Below are 22,040 nucleotides of genomic sequence, written 5' to 3'. Positions count from 1 at the left end.
GGGCGGCCCCGGGGATCCGGGGCCGCCCTTCGCGCTTCGTCCGTCTGCTCGGCTCGTCCGTCTGCTCAGCCCGACTTGCGGCGGAACATCTTCTGCACCGGCCCGGAGGTCTCCGAACCGTGCACCTGGCCGGTGTTGCCGTCCTTGCCGGCGGTGGGGTGGCTGGCGGCGTTCTTCTTCTCCAGCGCCTCCCGGAAGCGCGCCTTCGTGTCCTCGGTGGGCTTCGCCCTCGAGTCGTCCGTCATCACGGTCACCTCGTCGTCGGTCGGGGTGGGTGTGCTCGCGCGGCGGGCCGCGTGGCACCTGGTGCCGTCCAGCATGCCCCGGCGGCCTACCGGACGCCAGGGCATTTCACGCGGACCGGACGCGCCTCCCGCTCAGTCCGTCGCGCCGCGCCCCGCCGCCGCGGGCTCGCCGTCGGCCGCCGACCCGCGCGCCTCGTGCTCCGCCCGCAGCGACGTGATCGCGGTCTCGAAGTCCTCCAGGGACTCGAAGGACTGATACACGCTGGCGAAGCGCAGGTAGGCGACCTCGTCCAGCTCGCGCAGCGGCCCGAGGATCGCGAGACCGACCTCGTTCGCCTCGATCTCCGGCCGACCGGAGGCCCGCAGGGTCTCCTCGACCTTCTGCGCGAGGACGGCGAGGTCGTCGGAGCTCACCGGCCGGCCCTGGCACGCCTTGCGCACGCCCGCCACCACCTTGTCCCGGCTGAACGGCTCGGTCACCCCGGAGCGCTTGGCCACCGACAGGCTGGCCGTCTCGATCGTGGTGAACCGACGCTGGCACGCGGGGCACTGGCGCCGGCGACGGATGGACGCGCCGTCGTCGGAGGTGCGCGAGTCGACGACTCGTGAGTCCGCATGGCGGCAGAACGGGCAGTGCATCGCTGGTCTCCTGCGCTCGGCTCCGGACCGGCGCCCGGCTGCCCGTCAAGGTAAGCGGCGGGCGACCGTCCGCGCAAGCAGGATCCCTGGGAGCGGCGATGCCGTCAGTCCAGCGGGAGCAGGACCACCTGCCCGGTCTGGAGTTCCGCCGAGGTCAGCCCGTTGAGGTCGCGGAGCTCGGCGACGACGTCGCGCAGGTCGTCCCCCGTGTCCCGCACCTGCTGCGCGTACTGCCACAGGGTGTCGCCGGGCGCCACCGTCTGGAGCCGCACCTCGACGCCTGCGCCCGGCGCCTCCGCCACGGCCCGCTGGCCGACCAGGCCCGCGCCCACGAGGACGAGGAGCACCAGTGCCGCGACCACCACCCGTCCCCTGCGGGTCAGCCGGAGCCCTCCGAGCCCGAGGAACCCGTGAGCGTCGCTGGTGCTGCGCACGTTCTGCATCGTCCTGCCTCCGGTCCACGTGGTGCCGCGATGGGCGGCCGCTCCGTCGAGCATCCGTCGTCGAACACCCGTTCGTCGAACACCTGTACGTCGAACTGCTGTACTAGGTGTACCACGTCGGGGCGACACGGTCGAGACCTGATCGAACAGATGTTTGATGTCGGGCCGGAACTGGCTTAGAGTGGCCGACAGCGCGATGGAAGGTTTGTCGGATTTCATCGGCCCGCCCACGGGCCGCGCCCTGCAGGACGGAGAACGCGATGACCAGCGGACGGGACCAGGCCCCGGCGTCCACGACGACGGCGACGTCATGGGCAGCCCAGGACGAGACCCCCGGGGAGGCGGCCGCGTCGACGGTCCCGGCCGGCACCACCACGACCGTGCTGGCGTCGGTGAGCGAGCTCTCGCCCTCGTCCGACCGCCTCACGCCCCGCCAGCGTCGCGTGCTCGAGACCATCCGCAGCTCCGTCGAGGCGCGCGGCTACCCCCCGACCATGCGCGAGATCGGCGAGGCCGTCGGGCTGGCGAGCCCCTCCTCGGTCAAGCACCAGCTCACCACGCTCGAGCGCAAGGGCTACCTGCGCCGTGACCCCAACCGGCCGCGCGCGATCGAGGTCGTCGACCTCGAGTCGCCCGCGACCGGCGGTGCCGTCCCCGACGCCGACGCGGCGCCCGGGTTCGTGGCGGGGTCGCTCGCCGCCTCCGACGCGCAGCCGGCCCAGGCACCGTCGTACGTCCCGCTGGTCGGCCGGATCGCCGCCGGCGGTCCCATCCTCGCGGAGCAGGTCGTCGAGGACGTCTTCCCGCTCCCCCGGCAGGTCGTCGGCGACGGGGACCTGTTCCTGCTCAAGGTCGCGGGCGACTCGATGGTCGACGCCGCGATCTGCGACGGCGACTGGGTGGTCGTGCGGAGCCAGCCCGTCGCCGAGAACGGCGAGGTCGTCGCCGCGATGATCGACGGCGAGGCGACGGTCAAGACCTTCAAGCAGGCCGGCGGGCACACCTGGCTGCTGCCGCAGAACGCCGCCTACTCGCCCATCCCGGGAGACGAGGCGCAGGTGCTCGGTCGGGTCGTGGCGGTGCTGCGCAGCCTCTGAACGGCGCTCCGCCCCGGCCCCGCCCGGCGCCCCGCGTCCGGTCCGGTCCGGTCAGAAGCCCAGCCGGCGCTGCACGGCCCGCATGCTCTCGGCCGACGCACGCAGCCCGGCGACCTCCTCGTCCGACAGCGGGGTGTCGATGGTCTCCCCCACGCCGCGCCGGTCGACGAGGGACGGCACCGACAGGCAGACGTCGCTGATGCCGTAGAAGTCGTCGAGGCGGGAGGACACGTTCATCACGCGGTGCTCGTCGTTGAGCACCGCCTCGATGATCCGGGTCGCCGCCAGGCCGACCGCGTAGTTGGTCGCCCCCTTGCCGGCGATGACGCGGTAGGCCGACTCGACGACGTCGGTCGCGATGCGCTGCCGGGCCGGCGCGTCGAGCGGCGGGCGACCCCGGAAGGGCCGCCAGTCCAGGAGGGGCACGCCGGCGATCGTGGCCGAGCTCCACAGCACGATCTCCGAGTCGCCGTGCTCGCCCGCGATGTTCGCGTGCACGTTCCCGACCGCGACCCCGCAGTGGCGGGCCAGCGCGTCGCGCAGCCGGGACGAGTCGAGGACGGTCCCGCTGCCGAACACCCGGCCCCGGGGCAGGCCGCTGATCTCCTGCGCCGCGTAGGTGACGACGTCGACCGGGTTGGTGACCATGAGGAACACCGCGTCCGGGGCCACCTCGAGCAGGCCCGGCAGGATGGAGCGCGTGAGGCCTACCGTCGCCTCGGCCAGGTCGAGGCGGCTCTGGCCGGGCTTCTGCTTGGCCCCCGCCGTCACCGCGACGATGTCGGCGCCGCGGCACACCTCCACGTCGTCCGAGCCGTCGATCTCGGCCTGAGGGATGAACATCCCCCCGTGCCGCAGGTCGAGGACCTCGGCCTCCACCTTCGCGCGGTTGACGTCCAGGAGGGCGACGGACCGGGCCGCGCCCCGGGCCAGCGCCGCGTACGCGAGGGTGGAACCCACCGCGCCCGCTCCGACGATCGCGAGCTTGGTCGTCCTGCGTGTCTCGTCCACGGCCCCACGCTAGGTGTCGAGACGCCGGAGCGCAGCGCGGACGAGCTCGCCGTCCGTGGTCGGCCAGAAGTCCGGCATGGATCGGGTGAGGAACGACCCGTAGCGCGCGGTCGCGAGCCGGGGGTCGAGGACGGCCACGACCCCTCGGTCGTCGCCCGTGCGCACGAGCCGGCCGGCGCCCTGCGCCAGCAGCAGCGCAGCGTGCGTGGCCGAGACCTGCATGAACCCGTTGCCTCCCGCCTGCTCCACGGACCGCGCCCGCGCCGCCTTCACCGGGTCGTCCGGGCGCGGGAACGGGATCCGGTCCACCAGCACCAGCTGGCAGCTGGGCCCCGGGACGTCGACGCCCTGCCACAACGAGAGGGTGCCGAACAGGCAGGTCGCCGGGTCGTCGGCGAACGCCTTCACGAGGGTCGGAAGCTGGTCGTCGCCCTGGCACAGCACGGGGACGTCCAGCCGCTCGCGCATCGCCTCGGCCGCGGCCTGCGCCGCCCGGCGGGACGAGAACAGCCCGAGGGTCCGTCCTCCGGCGGCCTCGATCAGCCCGGCGATCTCGTCGAGCTGGGCGTCGGTCGTCGGCTCCCGACCCGGCGCGGGCAGGTGCCGCGCGACGTAGAGGATCCCCTGGCGCGGGTAGTCGAACGGGCTGCCGACGTCGAGACCCGTCCAGTCGGCCGTCTCGTCCGTCCCGCCCGAGCCGGCGAGGCCCAGCGACCGCGCCACCGGGTCGAACGTGCCGCCGAGGGTGAGCGTCGCCGAGGTGAAGACTCCCGTGGCCTCGCCCAGCAGGTGCGTGCGGATCAGCCCCGCCACCGCCAGCGGCGCCGCGTGCAGGCGCGTGACGCCGTCGCCCGCCCAGGGCGCGTTCTCCGGCGGGCGCGAGCACCACAGCACGTCCGCCGTCGTGTCCTCCGCCGCCATCCGCTCCGCGACCTCGAAGAGCTGCAGGACGGCCGACTGAGCCATCTTCGTGCCGGCGTCGGGCGCCTCCTGCCCCTTGCCCGGGCCCTGGGGCTTGAGCCGGGTGAGGAGCTCGCGCGCGGCGTCGCGCACCGCGCCGACCGCGGCGCGCAGGTCGTCGGGGAGGCCGAGCGGGAACCGCTCCGCGGGGGCCGTGGCGAGCAGGCTGCCCAGTCGCTGCGAGGCGGCGTCGAGCGCCTCGGTCTCGGTGCCGCCGTGCCGCCGCGCGAGGCGCGCGGCGTGCTCCACGACCGTCAGCGACAGGTCGACGGTCGCCGCGGCCGTCACGCGCTCGGCGAGCTCGTGCGCCTCGTCGACCACGACGGCGTCGTGCTCGGGCAGCACGCCCGGGTTCCCCGAGACGGCGATCCCCAGCATCGCGTGGTTGGTGACGACGACGTCGGCCTCCCGGGCCGCCGCGCGGGCCCGCTCGGGGAAGCACTCCGCGAGGAGCGGGCACCGCTGCCCCAGGCACTCCAGGGCCGTGACGGACACCTGGCGCCAGGCCCTGTCGGGGACACCGGGCACGAGATCGTCCCGGTCGCCCGTGTCGGTGTCGTCGGCCCACGCGTGCAGCCGGCGCACGTGGTCGGCGAGCGTGGCGGCGTCGTCCCGACGCCCGCCCTGGCGAGATCCTCCGGGCGGCCTCGAGGGCGCCGGGTGCTGCTCGGCGCCTGCTCCCTCGCCGGGTCCGGGGTCGGCCGGGAGGTCGAAGAGCGTCGCGCCCTCGACCGGGTAGCCGCCGGTCACCTTGTGCTTGCACAGGTAGTTGTGCCAGCCCTTGAGCAGGGCGACCTTGGGAGGGCGGGGCAGCTTCGGCCCCACGGTCTCGGCGACCAGCGGCAGGTCGCGCGTGACCACCTGTCGTTGCAGGGCGAGGGTGGCGGTGGAGACGATGACCCGCCTGCCGTCGACGACCGCGTGCCGCACGGCCGGGACGAGGTAGGCGAGCGACTTGCCCGTGCCCGTGCCGGCCTGCACCAGGAGGTGCCGGCCGTCGTCGACGGCCTCCGCCACCGCCTCGGCCATGCGGCGCTGGCCCTCGCGCCGTCCGCCGCCGAGGGCCCCCACCGCGAGGTCGAGGAGCTGCGGGGCGTCGGGGGCGTCGGCGGAGGTCACCCGTCGATCCTAGGGTGACCCGCCGACCGTTCCGGGCCGGCGCCCCCCGCCGGGCCCGGGGGCCTCGCCGGCGGCGGGCGCAGGGCCCGCCGCGGGCCGTCAGCCCGCGACGGCGGCGTCCTTGAGCTCGGCCGCGAGCGCCTCGTCCACGCGACCGCGCAGACGCGTGCCCTCGGCCAGGTGCTCCTCGGCGACCGTGCCGCCCGCCTCGTGCACGCGGTGCACGAGGTCGCCGCGCGAGTACGGGACGACCAGGTCGATCTCGACGTGCGGCTGGGGCAGCTCGGCCGCGATCAGCTCGCGCAGCTCGGCCATGCCCTCGCCGGAGTGCGCGGACACCACGACGCTGCGCCGCTCCCGACGCTGCACCCGGCCGACCACCGCCGGGTCGGCGACGTCGGCCTTGTTGAGCACGACGACCTCGGGCACGTCCGCGATCCCGGGGATCTCGGCGAGCACGTCGCGCACCGCGGCGATCTGGCCCTCGGGGTCCGGGTGGGAGGCGTCGACCACGTGCAGCAGCAGCGCGGCGTCGCCCACCTCCTCGAGCGTGGACCGGAACGCCTCGACGAGCTGGTGCGGCAGGTGCCGCACGAACCCGACGGTGTCCGTGAACGTGTACGGCCGGCCGTCCTCGGTGCGGGCCCGGCGTACGGTCGGGTCCAGCGTCGCGAACAGGGCGTTCTCCACGAGGACGCCCGCGTCGGTGAGCGCGTTGAGCAGCGACGACTTGCCGGCGTTGGTGTAGCCGGCGATCGCCACGTTCGGCACGCCGTGCCGCTTGCGGTCGAGGCGCTTGGTCTCGCGCCCGGGCGCCATGGCGGCGATCTCGCGGCGCAGCTTGGCCATCCGGTTGCGGATGCGCCGGCGGTCCAGCTCGATCTTCGTCTCACCGGGGCCACGGGAGCCCATGCCGGCGCCCTGGCCGCCCACCTGGCCGCCGGCCTGGCGGGACATCGAGTCGCCCCAGCCGCGCAGGCGCGGCAGGAGGTACTCGAGCTGCGCGAGCTCGACCTGGGCCTTGCCCTCCCGCGACTTCGCGTGCTGGGCGAAGATGTCGAGGATCAGCGCGGTGCGGTCGACGACCTTGACCTTGACGATGTCCTCCAGCGCACGGCGCTGGGAGGGGGCCAGCTCGGTGTCGGCGACGACGGTGTCGGCGCCGACGGACGCGACGACGTCGGCGAGCTCGGCCGCCTTGCCGGACCCGAGGTACGTGCCCGGGTCGGGCTTCTGACGACGCTGCAGCAGCCCGTCGAGGACCTGCGAGCCGGCGGTCTCGGCGAGCGCGGCGAGCTCGCGCAGGGAGACCTCCGCGTCGCGGGCGGCGGCCTCGCCGCCGGAGTACAGGCCGACGAGCACCACGCGCTCCAGGCGCAGCTGCCGGTACTCGACCTCGGTGACGTCCTCGAGCTCCGTGGAGAGCCCGGCGACGCGGCGCAGCGAGATGCGCTCCTCGAGGTCGAGCTGGGCGCCGTCGTGGGCGGTGTGCACCGTGGCGCCCTCGGACCGCGCCGTCCCGGCCCGTGCGAGCACCCGGGCGACGACGTCCTGCGCGATCGCCTGGGCGTCGCGCTCGGCCTCGCGACGCGCGTCCGCCGAGGTCTCGGCGTCGGGTGCCCCGGCGGTCTCGTCGGTCTGCGGGGTGTCGGGGTTGGTCGGGGTGTCGGTCAAGGTGTGCCTCTCGGGTCGGGGTCGGCGGTCCGGCCGCCGTAGGGATACAACAAGGGTCCCACGCGAGACAGTCCCGGCGGAGGGTTTTTCACCGGGCGGCGGTGCCGCCGGGGTGGCGGACGGCACGGCGCGGCGGTGCCGCCGCGGGTCGGGTTTCTCCGGGTCGGGCGGCGGCGACCTAGGATCGCCGGGTGAGCGACGAGCCCGACCACTACTTCACCGCGCAGCCGGCCTCGGCCGCCGAGCGCCGTCGCGCCGTCGTCGAGCTCGCCGGGCGGGAGCTCGAGGTGGACGTCGCGTCCGGGGTCTTCTCCCCCGGCGGCGTCGACAAGGGGACGCGGGTGCTGCTGCGCGAGGTACCGGCCCCGCCCGCCGCCGGCGACCTGCTCGACCTCGGCTGCGGCTGGGGGCCGATCGCCCTCTCCCTGGCCCTCGCCTCCCCGGGCGCCACCGTGTGGGCCGTGGACGTCAACGAGCGGGCGCTCGACCTGCTCCGCTCGACGGCGGCGCGCCTCGGCCTGGAGAACGTGCGGGCCGTGCGGGCCGAGGACGTGCCGGACGACGTGCGGTTCGCCGCGATCTGGTCGAACCCGCCGATCCGGGTCGGCAAGGCCGTGCTGCACGACCTGCTGCGCGCCTGGCTCCCCCGGCTCGCCCCGGACGGCGAGGCGTGGCTCGTGGTGCAGAAGAACCTGGGGTCCGACTCGCTGGCCCGCTGGATCGAGGCCGAGCTGGGCCGCGGCGTCGAGCGTGCGGCGTCGTCCAAGGGCTTCCGCGTGCTCCGCGTCGACTGACGCCGACCGGGGCGGCGGCCCTCGCTCAGAGCTCCGCGAGCTCCGTCTCGCCGCTGAACACCAGCTCCGCGGGGCCGGCGAGCTCGACGTGGCCACCGTCGAGCAGCCGGACGCGCACGAGCCCGCCGGGCACCTCGACCTCCCAGACGTCGGGCACGGGGCCGTCGGCACCCGCCGCGGCCCACGTGCGCACCGCGAGCGCCGCGGCGCAGGCCCCGGTACCGCAGGACTGCGTCTCGCCCACGCCGCGCTCGTGCACGCGCATCCGCACGTGCCCGACGGCCCGTCCGTCGGGGTCCACCGTCTCCGCGAGCGGCACGACCAGCTCGACGTTCGTGCCCTCCGGGGGCACCGGGTCGACCTCGGGCGCCCGCGTCAGGTCGGCCTCGGCGAGCTCGGAGGCCCGCGCGAGGGCGACGACGGTGTGCGGGTTGCCCAGGTCGACGCTCAGGGCCGGGCGCGGGGTGTCCCAGCCCCGCACCAGCACGGCGGCGTCCGCGCCGCGCGACGCCGCGGCGTCCCCGCCGGGCAGCGCCCAGGAGCCCATGTCCACGGCGTACCAGCCGCCGGGCTCCTTGCGGACCCGGCGCACGCCGGCCCGGGTGCCGAGCGCGAGCTCGTGACCGTCGTCGAGGTCCGCGAGGCCGAGCTGCTCGGCGAAGGCCGTGAAGACGCGCACGCCGTTGCCGCACATCTGGGCGACCGAGCCGTCCGCGTTGCGGTAGTCCATGAACCAGATCGCCGCGGGCTCCTCGGCGAGCACCCGGTCGGCGACCGCCTCGCCGGCGCGCGCGACGGCCGCAGTGGGCGCGAGGCGGATGACACCGTCGCCGCCGATCCCGGCGCGGCGGTCGGCCAGCCGCCGCACCTGGTCCGGGGTGAGCTCGAGGTCCCCCCGGGTGTCGGCCAGCAGCACGAAGTCGTTCTGGGTGCCGTGACCCTTGGTGAAGCGCAGCGTCATGAGCCCAGACTACGGCGCACGGGCACCGTCCCGGCCGCGGGCAGCCGCCCGGCGTCGGCGGCGCGCACCACCGCGAGCGCCTCGTCGAGCAGGTCGGGCGACCCCGCGTCGAGCCAGCGCACGCGCGGGTCCCGGCCGAACCAGCCCATCTGCTTGCGCGCCAGACGGCGGGTGTTCGCGACGATCGCCGCGCGCGCGCCGTCGAGGGTGAGCTCCCCGCGCCAGCACGCGAGCAGCTCGGCGTAGCCGACGGCGCGGGCGGCCGTGGTGCCCAGGCCCGCCCCCGTCCCGCCCTGCTCGGGCGAGGCGAGCGACCGCACCTCCTCGACGAGCCCCTCGTCCCACATGCGCTCCACCCGGCCCGCGACACGGGCGTCGAGCACCTCGCGGTCGCAGTCCAGCCCGATCTGCACGGCCGGGCGGACGTGCTCCTGGCGCGGCAGGTTGGCGGTGTACGGGCGCCCGGTGAGCTCGATGACCTCGAGCGCGCGCACGATCCGGCGGGTGTTGTGCGGGCCGATCGACGTCGCCGCGTCGGGGTCGAGACGGGCGAGCTCGTCGTGCAGCGCCCGGCGGCCCTCGCGCTCGGCGCGGTCCTCGAGGCGGGCCCGCACGTGCGGGTCGGTGCCGGGGAAGTCCATGTGGTCGAGCAGCGCGCGCACGTAGAGGCCGGAGCCGCCCACGACGACCGCCCGCGCCCCGCGACCGGAGATCGCGTCCAGGTCGGCGCGCGCGGCCTCCTGGTAGCGCGCCACCGACGCGTCCTCGAGCGGGTCCAGGACGTCGAGCTGGTGGTGCACGATGCCGCGCCGTTCGTCGACCGGCACCTTCGCCGTCCCGACGTCCATGCCGCGGTAGAGCTGGAACGCGTCGGCGCCCACGATCTCGGCGGCGGCCGTCCCGCGCAGGACGTCACCGGCGCCGCCCGGGGACAGCACCTGCGCCAGGTCGAGCGCCAGGTCCGACTTGCCCGTCGCCGTGGGGCCGACGACGGCGACGACCACGCCCGTGCCGGACAGGCTCCCGGACGGGCTCGTGGTGGGGGGCGGTGCGGTCACGCCCACGACCCTAGCCCGCCGTCGGCGCGCTGTCGGACCGCCTGGTTAGGGTGTCCTTCGCCACCCAACGATGCCCGGCGCGACCACGCGTGCGCCCGGGATCCCGCACAGGACGAGGACCCATGGCCTTCTTCACCAAGCCCACCGTCGCGGCGCCCGCCGCACCCGCCCCGCTCACCCGGGAGCGGCTCGAGTCGCTGATGACCCGCCGCGAGTGGTACTTCGGGATCGACGACGACGGCGACCTCGGCGGCGTCTGGGACGAGAACACGTTCTACTTCCTGCTGGTCGGGGAGCCGAACGGGATCCTGCAGATCCGCGGCCGGTGGAGCCGCACGCTCCCGGTCGCCGAGCTGGAGCCGCTCACGGCGCTCCTCAACGAGTGGAACGTCGGGCGCATCTGGCCGAAGGTCTTCGCCCGGCCGGAGGACGACGGGTCGGCCGTCGTGGTCTACGCCGAGGTGGCGACCGACCTGCGCAGCGGCGCGAACGACGAGCAGCTCGAGCGGATCGTCGACTGCGGCCTCGCGACGGGCCTGTCCTTCTTCGAGATGCTGGACGAGCGCTTCCCCGCGGCCGAGGGCACGCAGGGGGCGGCACAGGAAGCAGCACGGCCCACGGCGGGCGACGCCCGGTGACCAGCGGCACCGACGCCTTCCAGGTCGACCTGCGCGGCCTGGTCGAGCTGCTCAGCCGGCACCTGTACTCGAGCCCCCGCGTCTACCTGCGCGAGCTGCTGCAGAACGGCGTGGACGCGATCACCGCACGCCGCGCCCTGGACGCCGACGCGCCCGCGCGCGTGCTGCTGCGCCCGCTCGACGACGGCGGGCTCGAGGTGCACGACACGGGCGTCGGCCTCACCGCCGACGAGGCCCGCGACCTGCTCGCCACCATCGGCCGCAGCTCGAAGCGCGAGGACGGCCCGTCGGCGGACGACCTCGGCACCGGGTTCGTCGGGGGGCGCGAGGAGTTCCTCGGCCAGTTCGGGATCGGCCTGCTGTCGGCGTTCATGGTCGCCGACGAGATCGACCTCGTGTCGCGCTCGGCGCGCGACCCGCAGGCCGCGCCGGTGCGGTGGCGCGGGTACGCCGACGGCCGCTACGAGCTCACGGAGCTCGACCCGACCGACCCGACCGCGCCACCCATGCCCCCCGCGCCCGGGAGCGTCGTGCGGCTGCGCCCGCTGCGCGACGCCGAGCACTGGCTCGAGCCCGACACCGTGGCGGCCCTCGCCGCCGACTTCGGCGGGCTGCTCCCCGTGGACGTGTCGGTCGAGGTGCGCCTGGAGGACGGCGGCACGGTGCGGCGGCGCCTCAGCGGCGACGAGCTGCCCTGGCGCGCCCACCACGCGGACGACGCCGAGCGCGCGCGGGCGCTGGCCGCGTACTGCGAGCGCACCCTCGGCTTCACGCCGCTGGCCCACATCGACCTCGACCTGCCCGTCGCCGGTCTCACCGGGGTCGCGTTCGTGCTCCCCGCCGCCGTGGCACCCACGACGGCCGCGCACCACCGGGTGTCGCTCAAGCGCATGCTGCTCGGCACGGGCGTCGAGAGCCTCCTGCCCGAGTGGGCGTTCTTCGTGCGCTGCGTCGTCGACGCGTCCGCCCTGCGGCCGACGGCCTCGCGCGAGGGGCTGTTCGAGGACGACGTCCTCTTCGCCACCCGCGAGGCGCTGGGCGAGCAGGTCCGCGCCTGGACCCTCGACACCCTCGCGGAGCCGTCGCCGCTGGCACGGTCCTTCCTGTCCACGCACCACCTCGCCGTCCGTGCCCTGGCCGTGCAGGACGACGCCATGCTCGACCTGGCCGCCCGCGTGCTGCCGTTCGAGACCACCGTCGGCACGCACACCCTCGCCGACCTGGCCGAGCCCGCCGACGGGGAGGCCCCCGCGCGGGTGCTGTGGACCACCAGCGTCGAGGAGTACCGCCGGGTGGCCGCGGTCGCCGCGGCCCAGGGCCTGCCGGTGCTCAACGCGGGGTACGTCTACGACGCCGACCTCCTCGCCCGCGTCGCCCGGCGGCGGCCGCAGTGGCACCTCTCCCCCGTGGTGCCGGGCGACCTCGAGGCCGTGCTGGGCGAGGTGGAGCCGTTGCGCGAGCTCGAGGTGACCGACGCGCTCGCCGCCCTGGGCGACGACCTCGCCGACCAGGACTGCGACGTCCAGCTGCGCGTCTTCTCCCCGACCGAGGTCCCGGCCATGCTGCTGACGGACCGGGACGGCGAGCACGCCCGCCAGGCCCGCGAGGCCGCCGCCCCCGTCGACGACGACACGGACGTGTGGGGCGCCGTGCTCGCCGGTCTCACCGGCCCGGCCCGCGCCCGCCGGCTGGTGCTCAACGACGCCAACCCGACCGTCCGCGCGCTGCTCGCGGCCGGCGACGCCCCGGTCCGCACCGCGGGCGCCCGCTCGCTCTACGTCACCGCGCTGCTCGCATCGGGCCGGCCCCTGGCGGGCGCCGAGGCCGGCCTGCTCGACGACGCCCTGCGCACCCTCCTGGAGCGCGCCCTGCCCGACGCCCGCACGACCGACACCGAGGACGACGCCCGATGACCCGCACCCTGGACGAGGCGAACCGCGCCGTCTCGACGATCATGAGCATGCCGTACGGCGTCGCGCGCAGCGCCGCCGCGGAGCAGGAGGCCGCCCGCATCACCGCGGAGGGCCCGGACGAGGCGCGCGCCTACGCCCTGTTCGCGCTGGTGGACTCCTACACCTCGACGCCCGAGGCGGAGAAGGCGTTCCTTCCGTTCACGCAGCTGCTGCGCTGGTGGGACTCCCACCCCGAGCTGTTCGACGGCAGCGACACCCACTCCCTGTTCTGGTCGTTCAAGTGGATGGTGGGCCTCCTCGCGCGCTTCCCGTCCGTCCCGACCGCGCAGCTCGACGCGACGCTCGACGACATGGAGCGCCGGTACGCCCTCGCCGGGAACGGGACCAGCGCGGTCGCCGGCGAACGGTTCGCCTGGCTCCGTGCCCAGGGTGCCCCCGGCACCGAGGAGGCGTACCGCACCTGGATCACGACGCCCCGCGACTCCTTCTCGGACTGCGCCGCCTGCCTGCCCGCCGGCCAGGCGGAGTACCTCGCCGAGACCGGTCGCGTGCGCGAGGCTGCCGACGTCGTGAGCGCCGCCGTCGCGTCGGGCGCCACCTGCGGCGACGAGCCCGCGGGGATGGAGTCCCTGCTGGAGCTGCTCCTGCTGGACCTGGGCGACGCCTCGCGCGCCGCCGCCGTGCACCGCAGCGCGACGAGCCATCTCGACGCCGCCGTCTCGAAGGAGGTCGCCGCCTCCCGCCACGTGGAGTTCCTCGCGCGGACCGGGCACCCCGAGCGCGCCCTGCGCCTGCTGCACACCTACCCCGAGCACCTCACGGTGTCCGACTCGCCGGGCGAGCGGCTCGCCGTGCTCACCCATGTCGCGGTCGCCACCGGGGTGCTGCGCGAGACGCACGCCGACACGCCCGTCGACCTCGCCGCGGTCCCGGCGCGCACGGTCGCCGAGCTCGACACGTGGGCCCGCGCCGAGATCGCGCCGATCGCCCGCGCCTTCGACGCCCGGCACGGCACGGACCGGCACGCCCGGCTGCTCGACGCCGCGTGGGCGCGCCAGGCCCGGCGCCTGCCCGTCGAGCTCGGGGTGCTCGCGGCCGCCGAGCGCGCGGCCGCCGTCCCGGGCGCGACGCCCGACACGATGCCCGACGCGCTCGCGACGTCCCTCGCAGGGGCCGACGCCGCCTCTCCCGCCGGGGTCGACCTCGCCGGCGTGACGGGCCCTCGCCTCGACGCCGACCCGGTCACCGCCGCCCTCGCGCGTGCCGAGGGCGAGCCGGATCCTGTCGAGGCGTCCGCGGCCTACCTCACCGCCGCCCGCCTGGCGGAGGAGGCCGGACGGCTCGAGGACGCGGGCTTCGCCCTGGCGGAGGCCGCGCAGGTCGCCGCCACGCTCGGCGACGACGAGGGCGCGGTGCCCGCGTTCGCGCGGGCCGTCGGCCTGCTCCGGGCCGCGGGGACCGACCCGGCCCACGTCGGCCCCGTGGTCCGGGCCGCCGCCACGGCCCAGGCGCGCGCCGGCGACGTCGACGCCGCCCTCGCCGCCGTCGAACGGGTGCACGACGACGTCGCGCGCGCCACGGGCGGGGTCCCCGATGCCCCGACGCCCGCGATGTCGGAGGAGCTCGCCGCCCGCCGCGCGGCCTTCGTCGCGGCCGAGGAGCGACAGCTGCGCGACGTGCACGCCCGCCTCCTCGCGACCGCCGGGCGGCACGCCGAGGCGGCGCGCCAGGCGGAGTCGGTGGCCGAGGAGTTCGGCCGCGCAGGCCTGCCCTTCGACGCCGCCCACGCGTTCTGGCTCGCGGGCAGCGCGCTGCGGGCCGCGGGCGACGCCACCGCGGCGGTGGACCCGCTGCGCGCGGCCCTGGAGGGCCTCGCGGCGACGGGCGCGCGAGCCGACCTGGCCTCCGTCGCGGACGAGCTCGTCGGGACGCTCCGGGGTCTGGGTCGCGCCGAGGAGGCCGACGCGGTCGCCGCGTCGCTCGTGCCCTGACGCGCAGGTCAGCCCGCGCTGCCCTCGGCGACCCGGTAGGACGCCGGCAGGTGCTCGTGCCCGCCGGGGACGGTCGTCACGCGCCACGACCACCGCCCCGGCGCGGCGGCGACGTCCAGCAGGGCCGCGACCGCCGGGGCGAGGAGCACGGGGCCGCCCGACACCGGGCCAGGTGCCGGGCCAGGTGCCGGGTCGGGTGCCGGGTCGGGCACCGCCGCGGCGCCCGGGGTCCCGGGCGCCGCACCCCCCGCGACGACGACCGCGGGGGCGCGGCGCAGCGCGCTGACGGCCTCGGCCGGCGCCTCGGCGGCGTCGGACACCTCGAGCACCACGACGTCCGGCGGCCCGTCGTGCCCCGCCCGTCGCGCCGCCGCGCGCAGCGCGAGCAGCGCCACCGATGCCGGGACGTGCGCGGGCGGGACGGGGGCCGGGTCCGCTCCGGCCCACGCGGCGACGTCGGGCACCCAGCGGTCGGCGATGCCCGCCCCCGCGAGGGAGGGCCGCCGCCGGCCGAACCCGCCGCTCGCTCCCCGAGGGACGGGGGCCAGCACCACGAGAGGTGCGTCACCGTGCCCGCCCGGCGGTGTCAGGGCGACGGACGCGGCCACCAGTCGGTCGAGGGCACCCGCCACCACGACACGGACGTCGCCGAGGAGGTCGGCGCCGCCGCCGGCACCGGGTACGAGCAGGGACGTTCCGGGCAGGACGACGGCACGGGCTGGCACGCGCCCAACCTACCCTCGGCCCCTCCCGCCGCCCCGGCAGCCGTCGCGGGCCGGCGCTCCTACGCCGTCCGGCCCTCGGTGCACGAGCCCCGCCTCGGGTCCCGGCGTGTAGCGTGGACGGGTGAGGTTCTTCGGTTCACGCCGGGCAAGCAGGATCCGGCCGACCTCCGTCGGCCGGGAGGACGAGCTCGTGGGCGACCTTCGGGACGACGAGCTCCACGACCGGATCGAGGGTCTGCTCGCCGACCACGTCGGCGCGGACGACGCGCTGGCCCCGTTGTCGCGCGACCGCGTGACGGACTGGCTGGAACGGTCCGGGTTCTCCTACTTCGTCGACTCCGACGGTGACGTCGGCGGGCTCTGGCACGGCTGGCTCTTCTACTTCCTCGTGCTCGGCGAGCGGTCGGAGGTGCTCCAGGTCCGCGGCCAGTGGCACCGGGACCTCAGCATCGACCGCCTCGGCGAGATCCTCGAGCTCTGCAACGAGTGGAACGCCGAGCGGATCTGGCCCAAGACGTACGTGCGCGTACGCGACGACGGCTCCGTCGTGGTGTGCGCCGAGGTCACGGTGGACGTGGGCAGCGCGGTCGGCGAGGCGCAGCTCGACCAGCTGCTGCAGTGCGGCCTCAGTACGGGGTCGATGTTCTTCGAGCACCTCGACACGACGTTCCGCGACCCCCTGAGGGACGGATCGTGACCGGCACCGCCCGGTCCGGCGGCACCGCCCGCCGCCTGCTCGGCGGCGTCCGGCGTGCGGCTGACGCGGTCGGTCGTGCCGTGCAGGACGCCGGCGCTCGCGTGGCCGCCCGCGGGGAACGCGCGCCCTCGCGCCCGCGCGGCACGGCACCGAGGCCCCTGTCCCACGCCCGTGTCGCGGACGACCTGTCCCGCCGCGGCTACCGGTTCCGCACGGACGACGACGGCGACGTGACGGGCACCTGGGACGGCAACCGGTTCTGGTTCCTGCTGCTCGGCGACCACGACGAGATCCTGCAGGTGCGCGGCCGCTGGGCCGGGACGGTGCCCGAGGGCGCCCGCCTGGCGGTGCTGCAGGCCGTGAACGACTGGAACCGCGAGCGCGTGTGGCCCAAGGTGTACGCACGGGCGGAGGGCGAGGGGCTCGCGCTCTACGCCGAGGTGTCGGTGGACTTCGAGCACGGCGCGACGGACGAACAGCTCGCCGCCACGGTGTCGTGCGGCCTCGTCACGTCGTCGCAGTTCTTCAGCACCGTGGGCGCGATGACGCCCGGCAGGCCGGGGCTCGACGACCAGGCCTGACCGGCCGGACGTGAGCCCACCGGAGCCCCCACGGGCCGCCGGTCAGCCCCGGAGCGAGGGCATCCCGAGCACGACCGGGCCCGAGGACGGCGCCGCGCCGTGGGAGTGCTCGTCCTCGCCCCCGCCGAGGCGCGCCGTCTCCCGCTGCGCCCACGCGTCGCCCGACCGGGTGCGGCGCACGGCGTAGGCGCCGCCGTCGAGCACCGCGTCGGCGACGAGGAAGTGCGGGGCCGACCGCGTGACCCCCACGGTCACGACGTCGCCCGGTCGCGGCAGGCGCGGGTCGAGCGTCGCGGCGTCGGCGAGCCGGGGGTCGTCGAGGGACGTGGGCGCCCCGGCGAGGCCCTCGGCCCCGGCGGCGACGTCGTCGAGCAGGGCGGCGGGCAGCGCGAGGTGCACGAGCCGGTTGTCGGGGGCCCGGCCGGAGAGCCGGTGCGTGGCGCCGTCCTTCTTCCCCGCCCCCTCGGAGACGAGCACGTCGAGCGTGCGCCCGACCTGGCGCGCGGCCTCCTCGCCGGCGATGCGCTCCTGGAGGGCCAGCAGGCGCTCGAACCGCTCCTGCACGACCTCCTTGGGCAGCTGCTCGTCCATGGTCGCGGCCGGCGTGCCGGGGCGCGGCGAGTACTGGAACATGAACGCCGAGCTGAACCGCGAGGCCTCCACGACGCGCAGCGTCTCGCGGAAGTCCTCCTCGGTCTCCCCCGGGAAGCCCACGATGATGTCGGTCGTGATCGCGGCGTCCGGCATGGCGTCGCGCACGCGGTCGAGGATGCCGAGGAACCTGGCCGACCGGTACGAGCGGCGCATGGCCCGCAGCACGCGGTCCGAGCCGGACTGCAGCGGCATGTGCAGGCTGGGCATGACGTTCGGCGTCTCGGCCATCGCCGCGATCACGTCGTCGGTGAACGCCGCCGGGTGCGGGGACGTGAAGCGCACCCGCTCCAGCCCCTCGATGGTCCCGCAGGCGCGCAGCAGCTTCGCGAACGCACCGCGGTCGCCGAACTCGACGCCGTAGCTGTTGACGTTCTGGCCCAGCAGGGTGACCTCGACGGCGCCGGCGGCCACGAGCGCCTCGACCTCGGCCAGGACCTCCCCCGGCCGGCGGTCGCGCTCCTTGCCGCGCAGGTGCGGCACGATGCAGAACGTGCACGTGTTGTTGCAGCCGACCGAGATCGAGACCCAGCCCGCGTAGACGGACTCGCGTCGCGTGGGCAGCGTCGAGGGGAAGACCTGCAGCGACTCCGCGATCTCCACCTGCGCCTCGGCGTTGTGCCGGGCCCGCTCGAGGAGGACCGGCAGCGCGTCCAGGTTGTGCGTGCCGAAGACGACGTCCACCCACGGGGCCTTGGACACGATCTCGCCGCGGTCCTTCTGCGCGAGGCAGCCGCCCACGGCGATCTGCATCCCCGGCCGGTGCGCCTTGATCCCGGCGAGCTGCCCGAGGTTCCCGTAGAGCCGGGTCGCGGCGTTCTCGCGCACCGCGCAGGTGTTGATCACCACGACGTCGGCACGGCTCGCCGCCTCGTCTGCGGCGGTGGCACGCGAGTAGCCGGCCTGCTCGAGCATGCCGGCCATGTGCTCCGAGTCGTGCACGTTCATCTGGCAGCCCAGGGTGCGCACGAGATAGGTGCGCTGGACGGGCGACACGTCCGTGGGACGGGCCGACACGGCGGGGCTCTGCGTGGTACTGGACATCGCATCTAGGGTACGGTGCCCGACGGCCGGGCCCCGACGAGGTGACCCACCCCATCGCTCGAGAGCACCGCTCGACGACGTCGCCCCACGACGTCCGACCCGCGACGCTCGAGACACGCGGCCTCCGCCGCAGGGACTCGGACCGCGCACACCGCGTGTGCACTGTTACTGAACCGTTGCGGAACCGGACAACCCGGTGCTGGTCGCGGAAACACCGAGTGGATAGGTTCGAGAGATGGATCACGGCGATGCGACCACGACGACCGACCCTGCCGAGACGTCGTCCTCCCTCGGCGCGCCGCTCGTCGAGCTGAAGAACGTCAACAAGCACTTCGGCGAGCTGCACGTGCTGCAGGACATCGACCTCACCGTGCGCAAGGGCGAGGTGCTCGTGGTCATCGGCCCGTCGGGCTCCGGGAAGTCGACCCTGTGCCGGGCGATCAACCGGCTCGAGACGATCGACTCCGGGGAGATCCACATCGACGGGCAGCCCCTGCCGGAGGAGGGCAAGGCCCTCGCGAAGCTGCGGGCCGACGTCGGCATGGTGTTCCAGGCGTTCAACCTCTTCGCGCACAAGACGATCCTGGAGAACGTCACGCTCGGGCCGGTCAAGGTCCGCAAGGAGCGCACGGGCGCCGCGAAGGAGCGTGCTCTCGAGCTGCTCGACCGGGTCGGGGTCAAGAACCAGGCCCAGAAGATGCCCGCCCAGCTCTCCGGCGGGCAGCAGCAGCGCGTCGCCATCGCCCGGGCGCTGGCGATGAAGCCCAAGGTGATGCTCTTCGACGAGCCCACCTCGGCGCTCGACCCGGAGATGATCAACGAGGTCCTGGACGTCATGGTCGCCCTCGCGAAGGAGGGCATGACGATGATCGTCGTCACGCACGAGATGGGTTTCGCCCGCAAGGCCGCGAACCGCGTCGTCTTCATGGCCGACGGCCAGATCGTCGAGGAGGCCACGCCCGAGGAGTTCTTCACCGCGCCCAAGAGCGACCGGGCGAAGGACTTCCTGTCCAAGATCCTCTCCCACTGACCTGACCACACCCACGCACAGGGCGGGAACCCCCGCCGGCCGCGCGGTCCGGGACCTGACATCGGCGTCCCCGGCCCGTACGGGCGACCACAACGAAGGGTAAGAACGATGCGCACACGACACGCAGGGGCCGCCGCGCTCGCCGCACTGACCGCACTCACGCTCGCCGCCTGCGGCGGCGGCGAGGTCGGGGGCGGCGGTGGCGACGGCGAGGAGACCGGCGGCGCCGGGGGCGGCGACTCCATCAAGATCGGCATCAAGTTCGACCAGCCGGGCCTGGGCTACCAGGACGGCAGCGAGTACACCGGCTTCGACACCGACGTCGCCCGGTACGTCGCGGAGAAGCTCGGCTACTCCGAGGACCAGATCGAGTGGGTCGAGGCACCGTCGGCCAACCGCGAGACGATGCTGCAGACCGGCCAGGTCGACATGATCTTCGCGACCTACTCCATCACCGACGAGCGCAAGGAGCAGGTCGCGTTCGCGGGTCCGTACTTCATCGCCGGCCAGGACCTCCTCGTCGCCGAGGACAACACCGACATCACCGGCCCGGAGTCGCTGAAGGGCAAGAACCTCTGCTCCGTGACCGGCTCGACGTCGGCGCAGCGCATCAAGGACGAGTACGCGACCGACGTGCAGCTCGTCGAGCGCCCGGGCTACGCCGAGTGCGTCACCGCGCTCACGGCCGGCCAGGTCGACGCCGTGACGACGGACGACATCATCCTCGCCGGCCTGGCCGCCCAGCCCGCCAACAAGGGCAAGGTGAAGGTCGTCGGCAACCCGTTCTCCGAGGAGAACTACGGCGTCGGCCTGCCCCAGGACAACGACACCTGCGAGGACATCAACGCGGCCATCACGTCGATGATCGACGACGGGTCGTGGGAGAAGGCCGTCCAGGCGAACACCGAGGGCACCGGGTACACGCCCAACGCCGACCTCAACCCGCCGACGCCGGACGCCTGCGCCTGACGAGGCCGTCCGACCGTCCGATCGGCACGAGGGGAGCGGCGCCGCCGCGCCGCTCCCCTCGTTCGTCGATCACCAGCCCGTCCACCGCGGCTCCGCCCGCACCACCCTCCGGGAGGCTGACACACCGTGGGTGACTTCCTGTCCCAGATCGGCGAGCTCTTCGCGCTCTACGACGTGCCCGGCGCGTTCTGGGTCAACATCCAGCTGACGTTCTGGGCCGCGATCTTCTCGCTGATCCTCGGCACCGTGCTCGCGCTCATGCGGATCTCGCCCATCGCGAGCCTGCAGTGGGCCGGCGCGGCCTACGTGAACATCCTGCGCAACACGCCGCTGACCGTGATCATGACGTTCCTGTTCCTCGCGGTCTGGACGCAGCTACAGATCACGTTGTCCGACGACTTCGCGCAGAACTTCTTCCGGTTCGGCGTCATCGGCCTGACGGTCTACCACGCCGCGTTCGTGTGCGAGGCGATCCGTTCGGGCGTCAACACCGTCCCGCTGGGCCAGGCGGAGGCCGCCCGCGCGATCGGGCTGTCGTTCCTGCCGGCTGCCCGGCTGATCATCCTGCCGCAGGCGTTCCGGGGCGCGATCGCGCCCCTCGGGAACACCTTGATCGCCCTGCTGAAGAACTCGACGGTCGCGGTGGCGGTGAGCGTCTCCACGGAGACCTCGACCCTCATGCGGGAGATGATCGAGAGCAACGCGAACTACATCTACGCGATCTTCATGATCTTCGCGATCGGATTCGCGGTGCTCGTGATCCCCATCGGCCTGCTCACCACCTATCTCTCGAACCGACTGGCGGTGCGTCGATGAGCTCTCAGCATTCCGTCCTCTTCGACGCGCCCGGCCCCCGGGCGCGCCGGTTCATCGTGCTCGGCAACGTCGTGGGTGCGCTCGTCGTGCTCGGCATCGCCGCGCTCGTCGTGGCCCAGCTCGCCGCCAAGGGCCAGTTCGCCGCAGCGTTGTGGGAGCCGATCTTCACCTCCAGCGCCTGGCAGAACTACTTCATCCCGGGCCTGCAGAACACGCTGCGCGCCGCGGGGTTCGCCATCGTCGGCGCGGTGGTCTTCGGCCTCATCTTCGGGTCCGGGCGCCTCGCGCGCGTGCGCGCCGTCCGCTGGGTCAGCGGCGTGGTCGTGGAGTTCTTCCGCGCCGTGCCGGTGCTGCTCATGATGGTCTTCTTCTGGCTGCTGTTCGGGTTCAACCGGATCAGCGACGACCCGGCCTTCCTCGCCGTCGTGATCGCCCTCGTCCTCTACAACGGCTCCGTCATCGCGGAGCTCGTCCGGGCGGGCGTCGGCAACCTGCCGAAGGGCCAGTCGGAGGCCGGCCTCGCGGTCGGCCTCACGGGCGGGCAGGTGCTGCGGTCGATCCAGCTCCCCCAGGCCCTCATCGCGATGCTGCCGGCCCTGGTGTCCCAGCTCGTGGTGGTCCTCAAGGACACCGCGCTCGGCCAGATCATCACCTACAACGAGCTGCTGCGGGCGGCGCAGATCTTCGGCAACGGCAACAGCAACAACCTGCAGACGCTGACGGTCGCGGCGCTGATCTTCATCGTCATCAACTGGGCGCTGACCGCCGTGGCCCGCTGGCTGTCCCGCTACCTCAGCGGCCGGACGTCGGGCGTCACCACGGCCGGTCCCGGCATCGGCAACCCGACCGCCGTCGCCGGCGGCGCGGCGCCGGGCGCGCCCGGGAACGCCATCGCGGCCACCGGGGACCCGAGCGCCACCTGACGCGCCGGCACGACCGCGCGTCCCCTGGACGACGTCGCCCCCCGGCGCGTCGCGCGGCCGG

21 protein-coding genes are annotated in these 22,040 nt (G+C 74.8%); 11 read left to right on the top strand and 10 right to left on the bottom strand.

The features are described 5' to 3' along the window. Window positions 1-65 precede the first annotated feature (65 nt). From ACFQ8Y_RS22185 to ACFQ8Y_RS22175, 3 genes are all read right to left on the bottom strand, one after another. Window positions 66-320, bottom strand: a complete 255-nt coding sequence (locus tag ACFQ8Y_RS22185; protein WP_430552574.1) for a DUF5302 domain-containing protein — start codon at window positions 318-320, stop codon at window positions 66-68. A 57-nt stretch (window positions 321-377) separates the two neighbouring features. Then, complete coding sequence (nrdR, locus tag ACFQ8Y_RS22180) at window positions 378-884, bottom strand: transcriptional regulator NrdR (protein WP_430552575.1); 507 nt, start codon at window positions 882-884, stop codon at window positions 378-380. A gap of 104 nt (window positions 885-988) precedes the next feature. Continuing rightward, on the bottom strand, window positions 989-1,318 hold the full coding sequence (locus ACFQ8Y_RS22175; protein ID WP_430552576.1) for a LysM peptidoglycan-binding domain-containing protein: 330 nt from the start codon (window positions 1,316-1,318) through the stop codon (window positions 989-991). A gap of 269 nt (window positions 1,319-1,587) precedes the next feature. Between ACFQ8Y_RS22175 and lexA the strand changes: the two genes are divergently transcribed. Continuing rightward, window positions 1,588-2,424, top strand: coding sequence for a transcriptional repressor LexA (lexA, locus tag ACFQ8Y_RS22170; RefSeq protein WP_430563429.1), 837 nt, complete (start codon window positions 1,588-1,590; stop codon window positions 2,422-2,424). Between the two features lie 51 nt (window positions 2,425-2,475). Here lexA and ACFQ8Y_RS22165 read toward each other — a convergent pair whose 3' ends face one another. From ACFQ8Y_RS22165 to hflX, 3 genes are all read right to left on the bottom strand, one after another. Continuing rightward, window positions 2,476-3,435 carry an L-lactate dehydrogenase gene (locus ACFQ8Y_RS22165; RefSeq protein ID WP_430586760.1) on the bottom strand — a complete coding sequence of 320 codons (960 nt, stop codon included), beginning with the start codon at window positions 3,433-3,435 and terminating at the stop codon, window positions 2,476-2,478. A gap of 9 nt (window positions 3,436-3,444) precedes the next feature. Further along, complete coding sequence (locus tag ACFQ8Y_RS22160; protein ID WP_430552579.1) at window positions 3,445-5,514, bottom strand: ATP-dependent DNA helicase; 2,070 nt, start codon at window positions 5,512-5,514, stop codon at window positions 3,445-3,447. Between the two features lie 99 nt (window positions 5,515-5,613). Then, on the bottom strand, window positions 5,614-7,188 hold the full coding sequence (gene hflX / locus ACFQ8Y_RS22155; RefSeq protein WP_430586759.1) for a GTPase HflX: 1,575 nt from the start codon (window positions 7,186-7,188) through the stop codon (window positions 5,614-5,616). Between the two features lie 191 nt (window positions 7,189-7,379). On the opposite strand from hflX, the gene ACFQ8Y_RS22150 reads away from it, so the two are divergent. Further along, the gene (locus ACFQ8Y_RS22150; protein ID WP_430552581.1) at window positions 7,380-7,982 is read left to right on the top strand and encodes a class I SAM-dependent methyltransferase; all 603 of its coding nucleotides are present in this window, start codon (window positions 7,380-7,382) and stop codon (window positions 7,980-7,982) included. A 25-nt stretch (window positions 7,983-8,007) separates the two neighbouring features. Here ACFQ8Y_RS22150 and dapF read toward each other — a convergent pair whose 3' ends face one another. Together dapF and miaA are read right to left on the bottom strand one after the other, a co-directional pair. Beyond that, window positions 8,008-8,943: a diaminopimelate epimerase gene (gene dapF, locus ACFQ8Y_RS22145; protein WP_430563433.1), complete on the bottom strand. Its 936-nt coding sequence runs from the start codon at window positions 8,941-8,943 to the stop codon at window positions 8,008-8,010. Beyond that, window positions 8,940-10,001 carry a tRNA (adenosine(37)-N6)-dimethylallyltransferase MiaA gene (gene miaA / locus ACFQ8Y_RS22140; protein ID WP_430586758.1) on the bottom strand — a complete coding sequence of 354 codons (1,062 nt, stop codon included), beginning with the start codon at window positions 9,999-10,001 and terminating at the stop codon, window positions 8,940-8,942. The genes dapF and miaA overlap by 4 nt, the downstream gene beginning before the upstream one ends. A gap of 122 nt (window positions 10,002-10,123) precedes the next feature. Here miaA and ACFQ8Y_RS22135 point away from each other — a divergent pair, with 122 nt between their 5' ends. Genes ACFQ8Y_RS22135 through ACFQ8Y_RS22125 form a run of 3 tightly spaced genes read left to right on the top strand, consistent with a single transcriptional unit; the run spans window position 10,124 to window position 14,543 of the window. Next, the gene (locus tag ACFQ8Y_RS22135) at window positions 10,124-10,639 is read left to right on the top strand and encodes a YbjN domain-containing protein (protein WP_430552584.1); all 516 of its coding nucleotides are present in this window, start codon (window positions 10,124-10,126) and stop codon (window positions 10,637-10,639) included. Then, window positions 10,636-12,552 carry an HSP90 family protein gene (locus tag ACFQ8Y_RS22130; RefSeq protein WP_430586757.1) on the top strand — a complete coding sequence of 639 codons (1,917 nt, stop codon included), beginning with the start codon at window positions 10,636-10,638 and terminating at the stop codon, window positions 12,550-12,552. The genes ACFQ8Y_RS22135 and ACFQ8Y_RS22130 overlap by 4 nt, the downstream gene beginning before the upstream one ends. Continuing rightward, window positions 12,549-14,543, top strand: a complete 1,995-nt coding sequence (locus ACFQ8Y_RS22125) for a hypothetical protein (protein WP_430586756.1) — start codon at window positions 12,549-12,551, stop codon at window positions 14,541-14,543. The genes ACFQ8Y_RS22130 and ACFQ8Y_RS22125 overlap by 4 nt, the downstream gene beginning before the upstream one ends. Before the next feature lie 8 nt (window positions 14,544-14,551). Here the strand turns inward: ACFQ8Y_RS22125 and ACFQ8Y_RS22120 are convergent, their stop codons facing one another. Next, window positions 14,552-15,268 (bottom strand): hypothetical protein, encoded by a 717-nt coding sequence (locus tag ACFQ8Y_RS22120; RefSeq protein ID WP_430586755.1) that lies wholly within the window; start codon window positions 15,266-15,268, stop codon window positions 14,552-14,554. Window positions 15,269-15,458: 190 nt separating this feature from the next. Here ACFQ8Y_RS22120 and ACFQ8Y_RS22115 point away from each other — a divergent pair, with 190 nt between their 5' ends. Beyond that, on the top strand, window positions 15,459-15,965 hold the full coding sequence (locus ACFQ8Y_RS22115; RefSeq protein WP_430552588.1) for a YbjN domain-containing protein: 507 nt from the start codon (window positions 15,459-15,461) through the stop codon (window positions 15,963-15,965). Continuing rightward, window positions 15,962-16,546 (top strand): YbjN domain-containing protein, encoded by a 585-nt coding sequence (locus ACFQ8Y_RS22110; RefSeq protein ID WP_430586754.1) that lies wholly within the window; start codon window positions 15,962-15,964, stop codon window positions 16,544-16,546. The genes ACFQ8Y_RS22115 and ACFQ8Y_RS22110 overlap by 4 nt, the downstream gene beginning before the upstream one ends. A gap of 42 nt (window positions 16,547-16,588) precedes the next feature. Here the strand turns inward: ACFQ8Y_RS22110 and miaB are convergent, their stop codons facing one another. Beyond that, window positions 16,589-18,241, bottom strand: coding sequence for a tRNA (N6-isopentenyl adenosine(37)-C2)-methylthiotransferase MiaB (gene miaB, locus ACFQ8Y_RS22105; protein ID WP_430586753.1), 1,653 nt, complete (start codon window positions 18,239-18,241; stop codon window positions 16,589-16,591). Between the two features lie 235 nt (window positions 18,242-18,476). Between miaB and ACFQ8Y_RS22100 the strand changes: the two genes are divergently transcribed. From ACFQ8Y_RS22100 to ACFQ8Y_RS22085, 4 genes are all read left to right on the top strand, one after another. Beyond that, complete coding sequence (locus tag ACFQ8Y_RS22100; protein ID WP_430552591.1) at window positions 18,477-19,271, top strand: amino acid ABC transporter ATP-binding protein; 795 nt, start codon at window positions 18,477-18,479, stop codon at window positions 19,269-19,271. A 108-nt stretch (window positions 19,272-19,379) separates the two neighbouring features. Then, entirely contained in the window at window positions 19,380-20,240 is an 861-nt protein-coding gene (locus tag ACFQ8Y_RS22095; RefSeq protein WP_430552592.1) for a glutamate ABC transporter substrate-binding protein, read from the top strand. 126 nt (window positions 20,241-20,366) lie between these two features. After that, on the top strand, window positions 20,367-21,056 hold the full coding sequence (locus ACFQ8Y_RS22090; RefSeq protein ID WP_430552593.1) for an amino acid ABC transporter permease: 690 nt from the start codon (window positions 20,367-20,369) through the stop codon (window positions 21,054-21,056). Next, a complete protein-coding gene (locus ACFQ8Y_RS22085; RefSeq protein WP_430586752.1) occupies window positions 21,053-21,979 on the top strand; it encodes an amino acid ABC transporter permease in 927 nt (308 codons plus the stop codon). The genes ACFQ8Y_RS22090 and ACFQ8Y_RS22085 overlap by 4 nt, the downstream gene beginning before the upstream one ends. The last annotated feature ends 61 nt before the right edge of the window (window positions 21,980-22,040 follow it).

The organism is Isoptericola sp. NPDC056605 (assembly GCF_042792795.1).
Classification (GTDB): Bacteria; Actinomycetota; Actinomycetes; order Actinomycetales; family Cellulomonadaceae; genus Isoptericola.
This window is presented reverse-complemented; position numbering and strand designations above follow the sequence as displayed.

What these genes read in the sequence shown, in the direction of transcription:
- ACFQ8Y_RS22185 (WP_430552574.1), bottom strand. Translation starts at nt 320, where the DNA reads ATGCTGGACGGCACCAGGTGCCACGCGGCCCGCCGCGCGAGCACACCC.
- nrdR (WP_430552575.1), bottom strand. Translation starts at nt 884, where the DNA reads ATGCACTGCCCGTTCTGCCGCCATGCGGACTCACGAGTCGTCGACTCG.
- lexA (WP_430563429.1), top strand. Translation starts at nt 1,588, where the DNA reads ATGACCAGCGGACGGGACCAGGCCCCGGCGTCCACGACGACGGCGACG.
- dapF (WP_430563433.1), bottom strand. Translation starts at nt 8,943, where the DNA reads ATGACGCTGCGCTTCACCAAGGGTCACGGCACCCAGAACGACTTCGTG.
- ACFQ8Y_RS22135 (WP_430552584.1), top strand. Translation starts at nt 10,124, where the DNA reads ATGGCCTTCTTCACCAAGCCCACCGTCGCGGCGCCCGCCGCACCCGCC.
- ACFQ8Y_RS22125 (WP_430586756.1), top strand. Translation starts at nt 12,549, where the DNA reads ATGACCCGCACCCTGGACGAGGCGAACCGCGCCGTCTCGACGATCATG.
- miaB (WP_430586753.1), bottom strand. Translation starts at nt 18,241, where the DNA reads ATGTCCAGTACCACGCAGAGCCCCGCCGTGTCGGCCCGTCCCACGGAC.
- ACFQ8Y_RS22100 (WP_430552591.1), top strand. Translation starts at nt 18,477, where the DNA reads ATGGATCACGGCGATGCGACCACGACGACCGACCCTGCCGAGACGTCG.
- ACFQ8Y_RS22095 (WP_430552592.1), top strand. Translation starts at nt 19,380, where the DNA reads ATGCGCACACGACACGCAGGGGCCGCCGCGCTCGCCGCACTGACCGCA.
- ACFQ8Y_RS22085 (WP_430586752.1), top strand. Translation starts at nt 21,053, where the DNA reads ATGAGCTCTCAGCATTCCGTCCTCTTCGACGCGCCCGGCCCCCGGGCG.